The 14,354-nt window shown below is 71.8% G+C and carries 14 protein-coding genes; 4 read left to right on the plus strand and 10 right to left on the minus strand.

Features of this window, described 5'->3' with window-relative positions:
• Positions 1–96: 96 nt before the first annotated feature.
• The 4 genes from AB0F56_RS11700 to AB0F56_RS11715 all read right to left on the minus strand — a co-directional run bounded on the left by AB0F56_RS11700 (position 97) and on the right by AB0F56_RS11715 (position 4,230).
• Positions 97–609, minus strand: a complete 513-nt coding sequence (locus tag AB0F56_RS11700; protein WP_362007130.1) for an ATP-binding protein — start codon at positions 607–609, stop codon at positions 97–99.
• 410 nt (positions 610–1,019) lie between these two features.
• Positions 1,020–1,886, minus strand: coding sequence for an acyl-CoA dehydrogenase family protein (locus AB0F56_RS11705; RefSeq protein ID WP_362007133.1), 867 nt, complete (start codon positions 1,884–1,886; stop codon positions 1,020–1,022).
• A gap of 8 nt (positions 1,887–1,894) precedes the next feature.
• Positions 1,895–3,028 (minus strand): acyl-CoA dehydrogenase, encoded by a 1,134-nt coding sequence (locus AB0F56_RS11710; RefSeq protein ID WP_362007135.1) that lies wholly within the window; start codon positions 3,026–3,028, stop codon positions 1,895–1,897.
• Complete coding sequence (locus AB0F56_RS11715) at positions 3,028–4,230, minus strand: amidohydrolase family protein (protein WP_362007137.1); 1,203 nt, start codon at positions 4,228–4,230, stop codon at positions 3,028–3,030. Before AB0F56_RS11715 ends, AB0F56_RS11710 begins: the two co-directional genes overlap by 1 nt.
• Positions 4,231–4,410: 180 nt before the next feature.
• Here AB0F56_RS11715 and AB0F56_RS11720 point away from each other — a divergent pair, with 180 nt between their 5' ends.
• The gene (locus tag AB0F56_RS11720) at positions 4,411–5,958 is read left to right on the plus strand and encodes an AMP-binding protein (protein WP_362007140.1); all 1,548 of its coding nucleotides are present in this window, start codon (positions 4,411–4,413) and stop codon (positions 5,956–5,958) included.
• Here AB0F56_RS11720 and AB0F56_RS11725 read toward each other — a convergent pair.
• Together AB0F56_RS11725 and AB0F56_RS11730 are read right to left on the minus strand one after the other, a co-directional pair.
• Positions 5,945–6,457 carry an EF-hand domain-containing protein gene (locus tag AB0F56_RS11725; RefSeq protein ID WP_362007143.1) on the minus strand — a complete coding sequence of 171 codons (513 nt, stop codon included), beginning with the start codon at positions 6,455–6,457 and terminating at the stop codon, positions 5,945–5,947. The two genes, AB0F56_RS11720 and AB0F56_RS11725, sit on opposite strands and share 14 nt — an antisense overlap.
• 56 nt (positions 6,458–6,513) lie before the next feature.
• Positions 6,514–6,888 (minus strand): STAS domain-containing protein, encoded by a 375-nt coding sequence (locus tag AB0F56_RS11730; protein ID WP_362007146.1) that lies wholly within the window; start codon positions 6,886–6,888, stop codon positions 6,514–6,516.
• 218 nt (positions 6,889–7,106) lie between these two features.
• Between AB0F56_RS11730 and AB0F56_RS11735 the strand changes: the two genes are divergently transcribed.
• Positions 7,107–7,688, plus strand: a complete 582-nt coding sequence (locus AB0F56_RS11735) for a sigma-70 family RNA polymerase sigma factor (RefSeq protein ID WP_362007147.1) — start codon at positions 7,107–7,109, stop codon at positions 7,686–7,688.
• A complete protein-coding gene (locus AB0F56_RS11740) occupies positions 7,685–8,977 on the plus strand; it encodes a maleylpyruvate isomerase N-terminal domain-containing protein (protein ID WP_362007149.1) in 1,293 nt (430 codons plus the stop codon). The genes AB0F56_RS11735 and AB0F56_RS11740 overlap by 4 nt, the downstream gene beginning before the upstream one ends.
• 14 nt (positions 8,978–8,991) lie before the next feature.
• Here AB0F56_RS11740 and purU read toward each other — a convergent pair whose 3' ends face one another.
• Both purU and AB0F56_RS11750 read right to left on the minus strand, forming a co-directional pair.
• Entirely contained in the window at positions 8,992–9,843 is an 852-nt protein-coding gene (gene purU, locus AB0F56_RS11745; protein WP_362007151.1) for a formyltetrahydrofolate deformylase, read from the minus strand.
• Between the two features lie 84 nt (positions 9,844–9,927).
• A complete protein-coding gene (locus tag AB0F56_RS11750; protein WP_362007863.1) occupies positions 9,928–10,380 on the minus strand; it encodes a hypothetical protein in 453 nt (150 codons plus the stop codon).
• A 282-nt stretch (positions 10,381–10,662) separates the two neighbouring features.
• Between AB0F56_RS11750 and AB0F56_RS11755 the strand changes: the two genes are divergently transcribed.
• A complete protein-coding gene (locus AB0F56_RS11755; RefSeq protein WP_362007153.1) occupies positions 10,663–11,961 on the plus strand; it encodes an ABC transporter substrate-binding protein in 1,299 nt (432 codons plus the stop codon).
• Between the two features lie 31 nt (positions 11,962–11,992).
• On the opposite strand, the gene AB0F56_RS11760 is transcribed toward AB0F56_RS11755, so the two are convergent.
• Both AB0F56_RS11760 and AB0F56_RS11765 read right to left on the minus strand, forming a co-directional pair.
• Entirely contained in the window at positions 11,993–13,492 is a 1,500-nt protein-coding gene (locus AB0F56_RS11760) for a hypothetical protein (protein WP_362007155.1), read from the minus strand.
• 165 nt (positions 13,493–13,657) lie between these two features.
• Entirely contained in the window at positions 13,658–14,329 is a 672-nt protein-coding gene (locus AB0F56_RS11765) for a DUF4097 family beta strand repeat-containing protein (RefSeq protein ID WP_362007158.1), read from the minus strand.
• Positions 14,330–14,354: the final 25 nt, after the last annotated feature.

Here is a 14,354-nt window from a genome sequence, read left to right on the forward strand (position 1 = left end):
CTACGACCCGCACTCGTCGAGGGCCGCACCGGCCCGCCCTCGTCGTCCCCTCGCAACGAATCGCTCACCCCAGAGTGAACAAACCGCCACGAACCGTCAACAGTGCACCGAGGCGGCAGCCGGTCCCGCCGAGCCGGCCACCGAACCCGCCGCCGACGCCACCGAACCCACCGACGAGCCGCCCGCCGGCGTCGGAGGCTTCATCGGCACGCCCCGGTCCACCTCGCACCAGATGCTCTTGCCGGCGCCCTCGCGCTGCCAACCCCACCGGTCGGCCAGGCCGTCCACCAGCTCCAGGCCGCGCCCGTTGGTGTCCTCGCCGTGCGCGTGCCGGGGCTGCGGCGGCCGGTCGCTCGAGTCGGCGACCTCCACCCGTACCGTCCCGGCCTCCGGACAGCCCGCGCCGAACAGCATCCGCAGCACGGCCGGACAGCCGGTGTGCACCACGGCGTTGGTCACGAGTTCGGAGATGAGCAGCACCAGCGTCTCGGCCAGCGGCTCGTCATCCTCTATGCCCGACCCGGCGAGCCTCGAGCGCGCCCATCGCCGGGCTCGCCCCACCTCCGCCGGGTCCGGCCCGACCTCCAACTGAACCTGAAGCACCTGCACCGCTCACACCATCCGAACCGGCGGACACATCGCCTCGCGCCTCACAGCCATCAGCCTCCGCGACGTACTCACGGAACGTGATTCCCTTGTGAGACAGCATGGTTGACGTACAGTCACCGCAACAAGCGCTTCGGGCATATTCCAGCGCGAAGGAGTACGCGTGGTCCATACTGTGCGACGCACGCTGCGGGGAGTCGAACAGGAGGTCGTCCAGCGCCTCCACGGGGTACGAGCGGTGGGCATCGCCCGATTCGGGGTCACCTCTTCGGCGACACCGGGACGATCCGGGCTCACAACCACTCGCATCCCACGGAGAGTACCGGAGCGGAACCCCGACTCCGGGCCGTGACGGCCCGCCCGAAGGACACAACCCGATATCGACGCTCCGTGAGCGCCCGCGCACCGGGCGGCTACAGCGCGGCCGCCTCCGCCTCCTCGGCCGCCGCCTTCGAAAGGCCCCGCTCGGCCCGCACCCAGGCCCGCTTGAGGTGCAGATGCACGTCCGCCTCCCAGGTGAACCCCATGCCGCCGTGCACCTGCAGGCAGTCCCGCGCGCACGCCACCGCCGCCTCGTCCGCGAGCAGCTTCGCCCCGGCGATCTCGACGGGGTCGCCCGTCACCGCGGCCCCGTACACCGCCGCCCGCGCCACCTCCGTCCGTACGAGCATCTCCGCACAGAGGTGTTTGACGGCCTGGAACGACCCGATCGGCCGCCCGAACTGCTCCCGCGTACGCGCGTACGAGACCGCCATCTCGGTGGTACGCCCCGCACCACCGAGCTGCTCGGCGGCGGTGAGCAGCACTCCCGTCGCGGACAACCGTCCCTCCGCCCCGTTGCGGGGCAACCGATGCACCGGCGTCAGCGGATCCACCGACCGCACGGGCACGGCTCCCTGTACGTCCCCGACGACCACGTCCGCCTCGTCCAGCCACTCCACCAACCCCCCGTCGACCGCGGCGACCACCACCTCCCCCTCCGCGGCACCCTCCACCTCCCCCGCGGCCATGTGCGTCGCGATCAACGGCCCCGGCAACAACACCCGCCCCGCCTCCTCGAAGACGAGCACCGCCTCCGGAAGGCCGAGCCCCACACCCCCCGCCCCCTCCGGCAGCCTCAGCGCGAAGAACCCCGCCGCGCCCAGCTCCCGCCACAGCCGCCGGTCGAGGGCCTGGGAATCGACGGCGGCCCGCAGCGCCTCCCGCCCGAACCGGCCCTCCAGCAGCTTCCGTACCCCTGCCCGCAGCGCCCGCTGGTCGTCCGTCAGCCGAAAGTCCACGGCCGCACTCACCGCCCCTTCGGCAGGCCGAGGATCCGCTCGGCGACGATGTTCCGCTGGATCTGACTGGTACCGGCCGCGATCGTGTACGAGAGCGAGGACAGCCGGTCGAGGTTCCACTCCCGCCCCAGGTCGAGCGCGTCCGGGCCGAGGACCTCCGCCGCCGCGTCGTACAGCTCCTGACGGGCGTGCGAGTACCGCAGCTTGAAGACCGAGCCCCCGATGCCGGGCACACCCCCCACCGCCTGCGCCTCGCTGACGTTCCACTGGGTCAGCCGCCACAGCGCCCGGAACTCGGCGCTCAGCCGTCCGAGGCGTCGCCGCACCACCGGGTCGTCCCAGCTGCCGTTCTTCCGTGCCGCGCCCGCGAGTTCGGTCAGGACACGCCGGCAGGCGACGACCTCGCCGACGAAGGCCGTGCCGCGCTCGAAGGACAGGGTCACCATGGTCACGCGCCAGCCGTCGTTCTCCTCCCCGACCCGGTTGGCGACCGGCACCCGGACCTCGTCGAGGAACATCTCCGCGAACTCCGTCGACCCGGCGAGCGTCCGCAGCGGGCGGACCGTGATCCCGGGCGCGTCCATCGGCATCGCGAGCCAGGTGATGCCCCCGTGCTTCGGCCCCGACGCGTCCGTGCGGACGAGCAGCTCGCACCAGTCGGCGACCTCCGCGTGCGAGGTCCAGATCTTCGAGCCGGAGACGACGTACGCGTCCCCGTCCCGTACCGCCCGGGTCCGCAGCCCCGCCAGGTCCGATCCGGCGTCCGGCTCGCTGAAGCCCTGGCACCACACCTCGTCCCCGCGCAGCACCGGCGGCAGCCAGCGCTCCCGCTGCTCGGCCGTCCCCTCGGCGGCGATCGTCGGCCCGGCGTGCAGCAGCCCGACGAAGTTCGCGCCCACGTACGGGGCGCCCGCGCGCTCGGTCTCCTCCAGGAAGATCAGCCGCTGGGTCGGTGAGGCGTCCCAGTGCACGTCCGCGTACCCCGCGTCGTGCAACCGGCGCTGCCAGCCGCAGTCGTACACCCGCCGGCCCGGCCAGTCCAGCGGGTCGGGCTTGGGCGGCAGCGTCGGCAGGACGGCCGCGAGCCACTCCCGCAGCCGCGCCCGGAACTCCTCCTCGCCCGGACCGTCGTCAAGGTCCATCAGACGGTTCCCCGGTCGACGTCGAGGTCGAGCATGCGGATGGCGTTGCCGCGCATCAGCTTGTAGATCGTCTCGTCGTCGAGTCCCTGGACGTGGTCGAGGGCGACCTCCTTGGTGTGCGGGAAGGTCGAGTCGACGTGCGGGTAGTCGGTCTCGAAGGTGGCGTTGTCCCTGCCCACCACGTCCAGCGAGGCGATGCCGTGCTTGTCGCGGAAGAAGCAGCAGAACATCTGCCGGTAGTAGTACGTCGACGGCGGCTCGGGGATCAGGTCCCGCACGCCGCCCCAGGCCCGGTGCTCCTCCCACACGTCGTCGGCGCGCTCCAGGGCGTACGGGATCCAGCCCATCTGGCCCTCGCTGTACGCCAGCTTCAGCCTCGGGAACTTCACGAGCACCCCGCTGAACAGGAAGTCCATCATCGAGGCCATCGCGTTGTTGAAGCTGAGCGAGGCCTGGACGGCGGGCGGGGCGTCGGGGGACGCGGCGGGCATCTGGCTGCTGGAGCCGATGTGCATGTTGACGACCGTGCCGGTCTCCTGGCAGACCGCGAAGAAGGGGTCCCAGTAGCCGGAGTGGATGGAGGGGAGCCCCAGATAGGTGGGGATCTCCGAGAAGGTCACGGCCTTCACTCCCCGCGCCGCGTTCCGGCGGATCTCGTCGACGGCCAGGTCGATGTCCCAGAGCGGGATGATGCAGAGCGGGATGAGCCGGCCGCCGCTGTCGCCGCACCACTCCTCGACCATCCAGTCGTTGTAGGCGCGGACGCAGGCGAGGGCGACCTCCTTGTCCTTGGCCTCGGCGAAGGTCTGGCCGCAGAAGCGGGGGAAGGTCGGGAAGCAGAGGCTCGCCTCGACATGGTTGAGGTCCATGTCCTTGAGCCGCGCGACCGGGTCCCAGCAGCCGCGCCGCATCTCCTCGCGGGTGATGCCCTCCAGGGTCATGTCGTCCCGGTCGAAGCCGACGGCGGCGATGTTGCGCTTGTACGGGAACTTGAGGTCCTCGTAGATCCACCAGTCGGTCGGTGGGCCGTCCGGGTCCATCGTGATCTGGTACTTCCCGCCGACGTACGCCAGCTCGCCGATCCCGGCGGTCAGCGGCTGGGGTCCCCGGTCGCGGTACTTGGCCGGCAGCCAGGTCTTGAAGAGGTGGGCCGGTTCGATCACGTGGTCGTCGACGCTGATGATCCGTGGAAGTTCCGCCATGAGAGTCTCCCGTTGCCGCTGGCGTTCCCGATTTCTGATGACCCGTCAGATAGCGATCGGGCTCAGGTTAGCCCCAGCCCCCTGGACCGACAAGCAGCGGACCTCTACGCTCTCGAGTCAATCTGACTACCCGTCAGTTGCGAGCGCAGATGGACGCCGATGGACGCGGAGGGGACCGTCATGACCGACACCGCACACACCCTGGGCACCTCCCGCACCCTCTGGGAGCTGGTCGAGCGCCGCGCCGCCCTCACCCCCGGCAGGCCCGTCCTGCTCCAGGAGGACAGGACCCTCACCTTCGGCGAACTCCGCGACCGCGCCGAGCGGTGCGCCGCCGGGCTGTACGGGATGGGGGTGCGGCCCGGCACGGTCGTGGCCTGGCAGCTGCCGACCCGGATCGAGACCGCGGTCCTCTCCTTCGCGCTCGCCCGCATCGGCGCGGTGCAGTCCCCGGTCATCCCGTTCTACCGGGACCGCGAGGTGGGCTTCGCGCTGCGCGAGTCGAAGGCCGAGTTCTTCGCCGTACCGGGCGTGTGGCGCGGCTTCGACCACACGGAGATGGCGCACCGGCTCGGCGCGCGCGGGATCTTCGAGGCGTACGCCCCGGAGTCACTACCGGACGGGGACCCGGCGGTGCTCCCCCCACCCCCCTCCAACGGCACGGACGTCCGATGGATCTACTGGACGTCGGGCACGACCTCCGACCCCAAGGGCGTCCTGCACACCGACCGCTCCCTCGTCGCGGGCGGCTCGTGCCTCGCGCACGCGCTGCACCTGACCGAGGACGACATCGGCTCGATGGCCTTCCCGTACGCCCACATCGCCGGGCCCGACTACACGGTGATGCTCCTGCTGTACGGATTCCCCGCCGTGATGTTCGAACAGTTCGCGCTGCCCGACGCGCTGGCGGAGTACCGCCGGCACGGGGTGACCGTGGCCGGCGGGTCGACGGCCTTCTACTCGATGTTCCTCGCCGAGCAGCGCAAGCTGCCGCCCGGCGAGAAGCTGATACCGAGTCTGCGGCTGCTCGCGGGCGGCGGGGCGCCGAAGCCGCCGGAGGTCTACCACGCGGTGGTCCGCGAGATGGGCTGCCAGCTCACGCACGGGTACGGCATGACCGAGGTCCCGATGATCACGATGGGGTCGCCGGACGACACGGTGGAGAACCTGGCGACGACGGAGGGGCGACCGCCGAAGGGCATGGAGATCCGCATCGCGGACGACGGCTCCGGGAACGGCTCCGGAGAGGTCCGGCTGAAGGGCGAGGCCGTCTGCCAGGGCTATCTGGACCCGTCGCAGACCGCGGCAGCCTTCGACGAGGACGGCTTCCTGATCACCGGCGACGTCGGCCACGTCACCGCGAGCGGGCATCTGGTCCTGACCGGACGGATCAAGGACATCATCATCCGCAAGGGCGAGAACATCTCGGCCAAGGAGATCGAGGACCTCCTGCACGAGCACCAGGGCGTCGGCGACGCGGCCGTCATCGGCCTCCCCGACCCCGACCGCGGCGAACGCGTCTGCGCGGTGATCGAGCAGCCACCGGGCGCGGCCCCGCTGACGCTCGCGGCGGTCACGGAGTTCCTGCGCGCGCAGGGCCTCTCGGTACACAAGCTGCCGGAACAGCTGGAGGTCGTGGAGGCCCTGCCCCGCAACGAGACGCTGCGAAAGGTCCTGAAGTACAAGCTCAGGGAGCGCTTCGGCTCCGGGACGCCTACTCCGTCATGAAGTAGTGCGCGAAGGCACCGACCGCCGCCTGCTCGTCGACGGACCCGGAGGCGACGGTCGGGAGCGTACGGGCGCTCAGCGCGGCCGCAACCGGCGGGATGCCGAGCGCGAGCAGCGCCCGCTCCACATCGGCGGGGGTCATGGCGATGGCGAGAACGGCGTGCAGGAACGGCCGGGCGATCTCGGCGAACCGCTCGGGGTGGTCGTGCAGCCGCTTCACGGCGCCGCCGAGGAACTCCTCGCGGCTGACCTTCTGGTCTCCGTCGACGTCCGCGATCCCCGCCATGCCCTGCCAGAACGCCTCGGCACCGTCACACAGCGCCTGGCCCCGGTCGGACCGGAAGGAGACGTCGAACTCCGTGAGGAGGCGCTTCGCCGCCGTGCTGAAGTCCTCGCGCGAGATCGTCCCGTCGCCGTCCTGGTCGAAGGCGGCGAATCGACGGGCGATCCGGTGCTCGAAGAGCTGTCCGGGATCCTGCTCGGTTTCCATGGGCTCCATGCCACGGAGGGTACGACGATCCGGGCCGTCGTGCCGAGAGCGGCGGGGGTCCCGGGTCACGCCGAGAGGGGTTGGGCCTCGTCGTCGACGGCTGCTGTCGCGTCGCCGTAGACGTCGAAGAGGCGGCGGACGCCGAGGGCGGCGAGGACGCGGTTGACGTGGGAGGCGTCCTCCGAGCCGCGGGCGGGGAGGACCACCCGGAGGCGGCCTCGGCAGGAGCGCATCAGGCGGCGGGAGGCGATCAGTACGCCGACCCCGCTGGAGTCGCAGAAAAGCACCCCTGAGAGGTCGAGCACGACGTCGTGCCGGCCGCCCGCGACGGCGTCGTGGACCCGTCTCCTGACCAGGGGCGAGGTCAGCAGATCCAGCTCCCCCTGGATCCGCAGCACGGTCCAGGGGCCCAGCTCTTCAACGTCGACGTGGAGGTTCACGCGTCGCGCCCTTCGGGAGGAAGCGGTGGTTTCAAGCGGAGGCGGTCGTTCCCATCCCCTCCCGCTGCCCGGGGATCGCAGCTCGAAACCACCGGGATCGGGAACGACGTGTTCCTTACCATCCGGTACGCCCCTGGGGGCGTACTTGTCACAAAGGGGCGTGCACTGCCGGACGGCCCATTACTTTGGAGGGTGAACTCGGGTCGGGAGGTCGACGCATGGCGAAGGACACACCACCGCGCTGGGACCGCAGGATGCAGCAGCGGCTGGCGCGCGGTGAGGCCGCCGCGCTCGGCGAGCTCTACGACCGGTTCGCCTCCCTGGTCCACAGCCTCGCCCACCGGGTCCTCGACGACGACGGCGCGGCCGACCAGGTCACCCGCGAGGTCTTCGGCTACATCTGGGAGAACCCCGACGCCTACGACCCCAAGCAGGGCAACATGCGTTCCTGGGTCGCCAAGCTGACCCAGCGTCAGGCCGTGCACCGGCTGCGGCAGACCGAGGCGACGGCGTACGCCGAGACCGGCGAGGGTTCCGCGGAGGAGCTGGAGCAGAAGGTGCGCCAGGCCTCGGTCGCCGCCCGCGCCGACTACATCGTGACCTCCATGCCGGCGCCGCTGCGCGCCGCGCTGGAACTGGCCTACTTCCAGCGCCGCGACTACCGCCAGACCGCCGCCGACCTCGGCGTCACCGAGGACGAGGCGCGGCGCCGGCTGCGGCTCGGCCTTCAGCTGCTGTCGACGGCGAACACCCGCCCGCTGGAGGGCTCCTCGCCTCCCGGGTACGGACGCTCACTGTGAACGGCCCCGACGACACGCCCGACGAGGTGGCGCGCGCTCCCCGGATACCTGGACCGCGCGCGGCCGCGGACGACCATGCCGACCTGACGGCGGAGCCGGCGGCGCGTCCGGCGGGAGGACTGACTTCGAGCCCCGTAGAGACGCACGACGAGCCTGTCCTCGCCGCCGCTCCTCCCCCGCCGCCCCCGCCGCCCCCGCACGGTGTCCTGAAATCGCTCCTCGGCGCCTGGGCCCTCTCCGCCTGCTCGCCCGAGGAGACCCAGGCCGTCGAGGATCACCTGACCGAGTGCGCCCCGTGCGCGGACGAGGCGCTGCGGCTGCGGGACGCGGTCGGGCTGCTGCACTCCGAGCGCGACCTGGACCTCGACCCGCTGCTTCGGTCCCGGGTCCTGGAGAACTGTCTGGGCCGCCGCCCGGCCCGTATCCCGGTGCCGGCCTGGGCGACTCCGTACGACGCGGAGACGGCCCGGCTCGACGCGCTGCTGCGGGACATCGGCGAGTCGGAGTGGCACGCGCCGGTCCGGCTGAAGTGGTTCGAGGGCGAGCGCCCGGTCACCCGCAAGACGACGGTCGCCGGGGTGATCGGACATCTGCTGACGGTGGACGGACTGGTGTCGACCGCGCTCGGCCTGGACGACCCGCTGGGCCCGAAGACCACGGCGGTGACGCCTTCGGAGCGGACGGACGAGTACTGGCGGGGCTCGTACCACCCGCCGACGCGCGAGGTGCGCGAGCCGTGGCGGGAGCAGAGCCACACCCTGATCCGCACGGTCTCGTTCGCCGGGCGGGGCGTCGCCGACCTGACGGTGACGTACGGGGACTTCGCGCTGCCCATGCGGGACTCGCTCCTGGAACGGGCCTTCGAGTGCTGGGTGCACGCGGACGACATCGCGAACGCGGTGGCGTACCCGTACGAGCCGCCGAGCGGCACGCACCTGCACGGCATGATCGACCTGGCGGCCCGGCTGCTTCCGGCGGCCCTGGCCGACCGGCGCCGCGCGGGCCTGGCGTCCCCGTCGCGTCACCTGGTCGCGGCGGGCGCACCCGGCCGCTCCCTCCACCTGGAGGTCGAGGGCTCGGGCGGCGGCCACTGGTACATCGCCCTGGACTCCCCGGCGGCCGTCGGCTCCCCGGACCACGCGGTGGCCCAGGTGGCGATGGACGGCGTCGAGTTCTGCCAGCTGGTGGCGGGCCACATCCCGCCGGAGGAGGCCGCGGCCGGCCAGGACGGCGACCGCGAGGCCATCCGCGACGTCCTCTTCGCGGCGGCCTCGCTCAGCAGGCTGTAGAGGTTCGAGGACCCTTACGCGAAGACCACCGTGCGGCGGCCGTTGAGCAGGATGCGGCGCTCCGCGTGCCACTTCACCGCGCGGGCCAGCGCCTGGCACTCCACGTCGCGGCCGACGGCGACCAGCTGGTCCGGGGTGACCTCGTGGCCGACGCGCTCGACCTCCTGCTCGATGATCGGGCCCTCGTCGAGGTCGGCCGTCACGTAGTGGGCCGTCGCGCCGATCAGCTTCACGCCGCGCGCGTGCGCCTGGTGGTAGGGCTTGGCGCCCTTGAAGCTCGGCAGGAAGGAGTGGTGGATGTTGATGATCCGGCCCGACAGCTGCTTGCACAGGTCGTCGGAGAGCACCTGCATGTAGCGGGCGAGCACGACCAGCTCGACGTTCTCCTCGCGGACGAGGGCGAGCAGTTCGGCCTCCGCCTCCGGCTTGTTGTCCTTCGTGACCGGAATGTGCCGGAACGGGATGCCGTACGAGCTCACCAGCTCGGAGAAGTCCGTGTGGTTGGAGACGACCGCGACGATCTCGACCGGCAGCGCCCCGATCCGCGAGCGGAACAGGAGGTCGTTCAGGCAGTGGCCGAACTTCGACACCATCAGCACGACGCGCATCCGCTCGTCGGCCCGGTTGATGTGCCAGTCCATCGTGAACGAGTCGCCCACCGCCGCGAAGCTCGCCCGGAGCTTCTCCACGGTCACCGGCTCCTCCGCCGAGAAGTGGACGCGCATGAAGAACAGGCCCGTGTCGCGGTCCTTGAACTGCTGGCTGTCCTCGATGTTGCAGCCCGTGATGAAGAGGTAGCTCGACACGGCGTGCACGATGCCCTGTTTGTCGGGGCAGGAGAGCGTGAGGACGTACTGGTCGGTCATCCCCGTAGGGTGCCACACCGCGCACGGCGGGCACGGCCCGAGTCCGTCAGGCGGACCCGGCCATGAAACGGCGGACGGGCGCGGTCACGCCCCGACCGACCCCGTCATGATGCGGAGGACCTCGAGCGAGCGCGGGGGCGTGTCCGGGTCCTCGCCGTCCGACTGCGCCATCCGTATGTGTGCCTCGCGGGCGGCCCGTACGGCCTCCGGCCAGCCGTGGTGCTCCATGTACGCGGAGAACGGCGCGTCGGGCCCCACCTGGTGCATGATCCGCAGCACCCGCAGCACGGCGACGTCCACCAGGGCGGCCTCGCCGGAGTCGCGGAAGATCGTTCCGACGTACTTCTCGGCGGACCAGTTGTCCAGCCACGTGTCCTCGACCAGGCGGTAGACGGCGTCGGTGACGTCGCCGTACCCCTCCTGGCCGGTCAGCCAGGTGGTCTCGTGGAACGTGGGGTCGGAGAGCATGTGCAGCGCGGAGCGCACGTTGCTGCGCCAGCGCCACCACGGCAAGTCGTTGAGCGGCATGCCGCCCATGGTGGAGGAGCGACGGCCGCGACGGGAAGAGTTCACCGAACCTGAGACTGGACTGGACACCGTTCGATCGTACGTTCCCCATCAAGATCGCCCGACCAGCACCCTTCCGGCGCCCCTCCGGCATCCTTCCGGCAACCCTCCCGGTAACCCTCCGGAACTCCCTCGGCAGCCTCCCCGCGCAGTCCCCACCAGGGCGTCACCCCCGGTAATTCACCCTCACGTCACCCCTCGTTGAACTCTGCACACTTCTGCGTTACCCGTGAGGCGGAATTGTGCGTGCCCATGACCGGTAGGCGCATGACCTCACTCCTCGCATACGTCACGGCGACAGCGGCCGGTGCGTCCTTGCTCACCGGCTGTGGCGTGATCCCTGGGACCACGGGGGGATCCAGGGAGCCCGTCACCGTCATGACGTGGGCACCCGACGGGACTCGCGCCACCAACCAGCCCGGCATGCCCGCGATGGCCCAGGCCTACGCGCGCTGGGTGAACGCCTCCGGCGGGATCGACGGCCACGAGCTCAAGATTCTCACCTGCAACGAGCAGAACACCTCGGCCGGCGCCGCCGCCTGCGCCCGCCGGGCGGTCAGCGAGAAGGTCGTCGCCGTCGTCGGCTCGTACAGCCAGAACGGCCGCGCCTTCATGGCGCCCCTGGAGGCCGCCGAGATCCCGTACATCGGCGGATACGGCGTCTCCGAGGACGAGTTCACCAGCCCGCTCTCCTACCCGGTGAACGGCGGCCTCGCCTCGCTCATGGCCGGTCACGGCATGCAGCTCGCCGAGGACTGCCGCAAGGTCTCCCTCGTCAGGCCCGACACCCTCGCCGGCGACAAGCTGCCCGATCTTCTCAACTCCGGGCTGCGCAAGAGCAGTCACGACGGCGCCACCGACATCCCGGCCGTCGAGGACGCCGCCGAGTACACCGCGCAGGCCAAGCGGGCCCGCGCCAAGGCCGGCGGCGAGGACGGCTGCGTCGCCGCCGTCCTCGGCGAGCGCACCCAGACCTTCTTCGACTCCTTCCGGCGCCTCCCCGCGCAGGAGCGGGACGACAGCCGGAACGGTCAGGACGGCGAGGACGGCAAGGGCGCGGAGAGCGTACGGATCTCCTCCGTGCTCGGCAGCGTCAGCCAGCCCGTCGTCGACCGTACGGGCGGTGCGCACAGCCCCTTCGAGGGCGCGTACGTCACCGGCTGGTACCCGGAGGCGAACGACGAGCGCTGGGGGCCGATGCGCAAGGTCATCAAGGACCACGCGTTCGTCGACAACCGGGTCGACCCGACCGACGCGGGCGTCCAGACGACCTGGATCGCGTACACCGTCCTGAAGAAGGTGATCGAGTCGCTCGACACCGACTCGATCTCGGCGGCCGCCGTCGCGCACGCCCTCGACCGCGGGGTGGAGATCGACACCGGCGGCCTCACCCCGAAGCTGCGCTGGCGGTACGAGGACATGCTCGGCGCCCCCCGCTTCCCGCGGATCGTCAACCACGAGGTGACGTTCCAGGTGGTCCGCAAGGGGCAGCTCGTGGCGCAGAAGCCCGGCTTCGTCGACGTCGGCGACACCGTCCTCGGCGCTCCGTAACGGTTCGGAGCGCCGAGCCGGGCGCCCCTCCCTACAGCTGGGTGGGGGTCCGCTTGGACAGACCGTACTTCTCGGCGGTCGGGTTCCACAGCGCCGCCGCCTTGCGCTTGGCGATCGTGGCGTCGGAGCTCTTCTTGCCGGCCTCGACGGTGTGCGAGGTGCCCTTGGCCTTGCCGCCCTTGCAGAGCTTCTTGTTGCCCTTGACCTGGTCCGCCCAGGCGGCGTAGTGGTCGTCGGCGGACGCCGACGCCTGCCAGGCCTTGGTGAGCTCGGTGTTCAGGTCGGCGTTGCTGGGGAGCTTGTCGATGGTCAGGCCCTGCAGCCGGGTCACCAGGGCGCGCCGCTGTCCGGCGGCGTCGCGCAGGTCGACGGCGGCCTGGTCGAGGTTCTTGCACTGCTTGATGGCCTCGACCGAGCGGATCACCGCGTCACGGCTGTTGTTGCTGTCCGCGAGGAGCTTGTCGAGGGCCTGCGCCTGCGGCTCGGCGGGGTCGGCGGCCTTGTCGCCGGGCGCGGTCGAGGGGGCGCCGGAGCTGGCTGCCACGTTCTGGCCGGGGCCCTTGTCCTTCTCGTCGTCCCCGCCGCTGAGCAGCGCGCCGGCGCCGAGGCCGACGACCGCGCAGCCGACGACGACGGCGGCGATCAGCGCGAGGGGCGACCTGCGGCGCGGCTCGGGCTCGTCGTCGTAGTCGTCCTGGTACGCGCCCTGGAAGCCGGGCGGCACGGGCGGCTGCTGCTGGAACTGCTGCTGCGGGGCCTGCGGGGCGGGCGGGCTGTACGGCGCCTGCTGGAACTGCCGCTGCGGCGGCTGGTGCGGCTGCGGCATGTGCTGCGTGGAGTCGCTGCGGAAGAGGTTGTCGAACTCGGCGGGCGGCTGCCGCTCACCGGGCGTCTGCGCCGGTACGGGGGCGATGTACTGGGTCGCGTCCGACGCCCCGGCGGGCTGCTGCGGCCGGCCGAGGGGGCCGGTGCCGAGGAACTGCGTGTCCGAACCGGCGCCCTGGGCGGGGCCCTGGGCGGCGACCGGCGGGATGTGCTGGGTCGCCTGCATGTCGGCGTGGGAGGGCGCGGCCGGAGGGTAGCCGTAGCCGGGCTGGACCGGCGGCTGGGCGGGCGCGGGGTAGCCGTAGCCACCGGGCGGCGGGGTGTCGGCGGGTATCTGTCCGTGCGCCCCGGGCATCGCACCTGGCATGGCGCCGGGCATCGGGCCCGGGCCCGCGGCGGGCGGCGCGCCCTGCGACGGGATCGGTGCGATGTACTGCGTCGCCTGCATGTCCGAGGCCCCGCCCGGCACGGCCTCCGGCGGGAGCGGCATGGCCGGGGGCAGCGGCTGCGCGGACGGCTGGTGCTGCGGGGGCTGCTGCCCCTGCGGCGCCCCGCCGGGGCCCCAGGCGCCGCCCCACGGCGTGCCGCCGGCCGGGCCTACGCCCTGGCCGGTCTCCACGCCGCCCTCCGCGGGCAGCACGACACCTTCGTGCGTGGGCCGTACCGCCGGATACTGCGGCTCCGGCCCCTGTCCGCTCTGCGTCACCGGGACTCCTACTGATGGACCTACGGAATCGTCGGCTCACGCTACCGGGTGCGTCCAGGGCCGTGCACACACGTGTGAGACCGGTAACAGACCCACAACGGGCCCGTACCGGTCTCACCGTCAACTCCCTTGCCTCAAGCCCCTGATCGCCCCCGTTCGTACGGTTCAGAGGCTGCGGGCGGTGATGTCGCCCTGGATGGTGGTCGCCTTGATGTTCAGCTCGGCGGCGGCACCGGCGGAGTTGGTGAGGGAGTTGTGAACGCGGCCCAGGGTGGTGCCGGCGTCGAGGGTGGCGGAGACCCCGCGCGCCGTGTCGACCGACAGGTCGCCTGACTGGGTGGAGAGGACGACCGCGCCCCGCGTGGCCTCGGCGATCCGGATGTCGCCCTTCAGGGTGCTGATGTCGGCCGGGCCGCTCAGGCGGCCGACGGTGACGTCACCGCCGAGCGCGGTGAGGCGGACGCTCGCGGCCTCGTCGATCTTGACCGTGCCGTGCGCGCCGTCGAAGGCGACGTCCCCGAGCCGTCCGACGCCCCGGAACTCGGCGGCGGCCGCCTTGCCCTCGACGCGGGAGCCGGCGGGCACCTGGACGGTGACCTCGACGGAGCCGACGTTGCCGAGGAGCCCGTTCTTCGCGGGCGGTGTCGTGATCCGCAGGACGCCGTCGCCATAGCTGACGGTGGTCTGCTCGGCCGTCTTCACGTCGCGGCTCTTCGAGGCGTTCGCGGGCCGGACCTCGACCGTGGCGTCGGCCCGGTCGGCGGCGATGACCTGGACGCGGCCGGCGGCGATGTCGAGAACGGCGGCGATCGGGGCGGTGGTGGCGAACTTCTGCATGGTTTTCTCCTGGTTTCTGTTTCCG

The sequence above is a fragment of the Streptomyces sp. NPDC026092 genome (assembly GCF_040638605.1).
Lineage (GTDB): Bacteria > Actinomycetota > Actinomycetes > Streptomycetales > Streptomycetaceae > Streptomyces.

Excerpts from the sequence above, each read along its gene's own strand:
- AB0F56_RS11710 (WP_362007135.1), bottom strand. The coding sequence starts at position 3,028 with ATGGACCTTGACGACGGTCCGGGCGAGGAGGAGTTCCGGGCGCGGCTG.
- AB0F56_RS11715 (WP_362007137.1), bottom strand. The coding sequence starts at position 4,230 with ATGGCGGAACTTCCACGGATCATCAGCGTCGACGACCACGTGATCGAA.
- AB0F56_RS11720 (WP_362007140.1), top strand. The coding sequence starts at position 4,411 with ATGACCGACACCGCACACACCCTGGGCACCTCCCGCACCCTCTGGGAG.
- AB0F56_RS11725 (WP_362007143.1), bottom strand. The coding sequence starts at position 6,457 with ATGGAGCCCATGGAAACCGAGCAGGATCCCGGACAGCTCTTCGAGCAC.
- AB0F56_RS11735 (WP_362007147.1), top strand. The coding sequence starts at position 7,107 with ATGGCGAAGGACACACCACCGCGCTGGGACCGCAGGATGCAGCAGCGG.
- purU (WP_362007151.1), bottom strand. The coding sequence starts at position 9,843 with ATGACCGACCAGTACGTCCTCACGCTCTCCTGCCCCGACAAACAGGGC.
- AB0F56_RS11750 (WP_362007863.1), bottom strand. The coding sequence starts at position 10,380 with ATGGGCGGCATGCCGCTCAACGACTTGCCGTGGTGGCGCTGGCGCAGC.
- AB0F56_RS11755 (WP_362007153.1), top strand. The coding sequence starts at position 10,663 with ATGACCGGTAGGCGCATGACCTCACTCCTCGCATACGTCACGGCGACA.
- AB0F56_RS11765 (WP_362007158.1), bottom strand. The coding sequence starts at position 14,329 with ATGCAGAAGTTCGCCACCACCGCCCCGATCGCCGCCGTTCTCGACATC.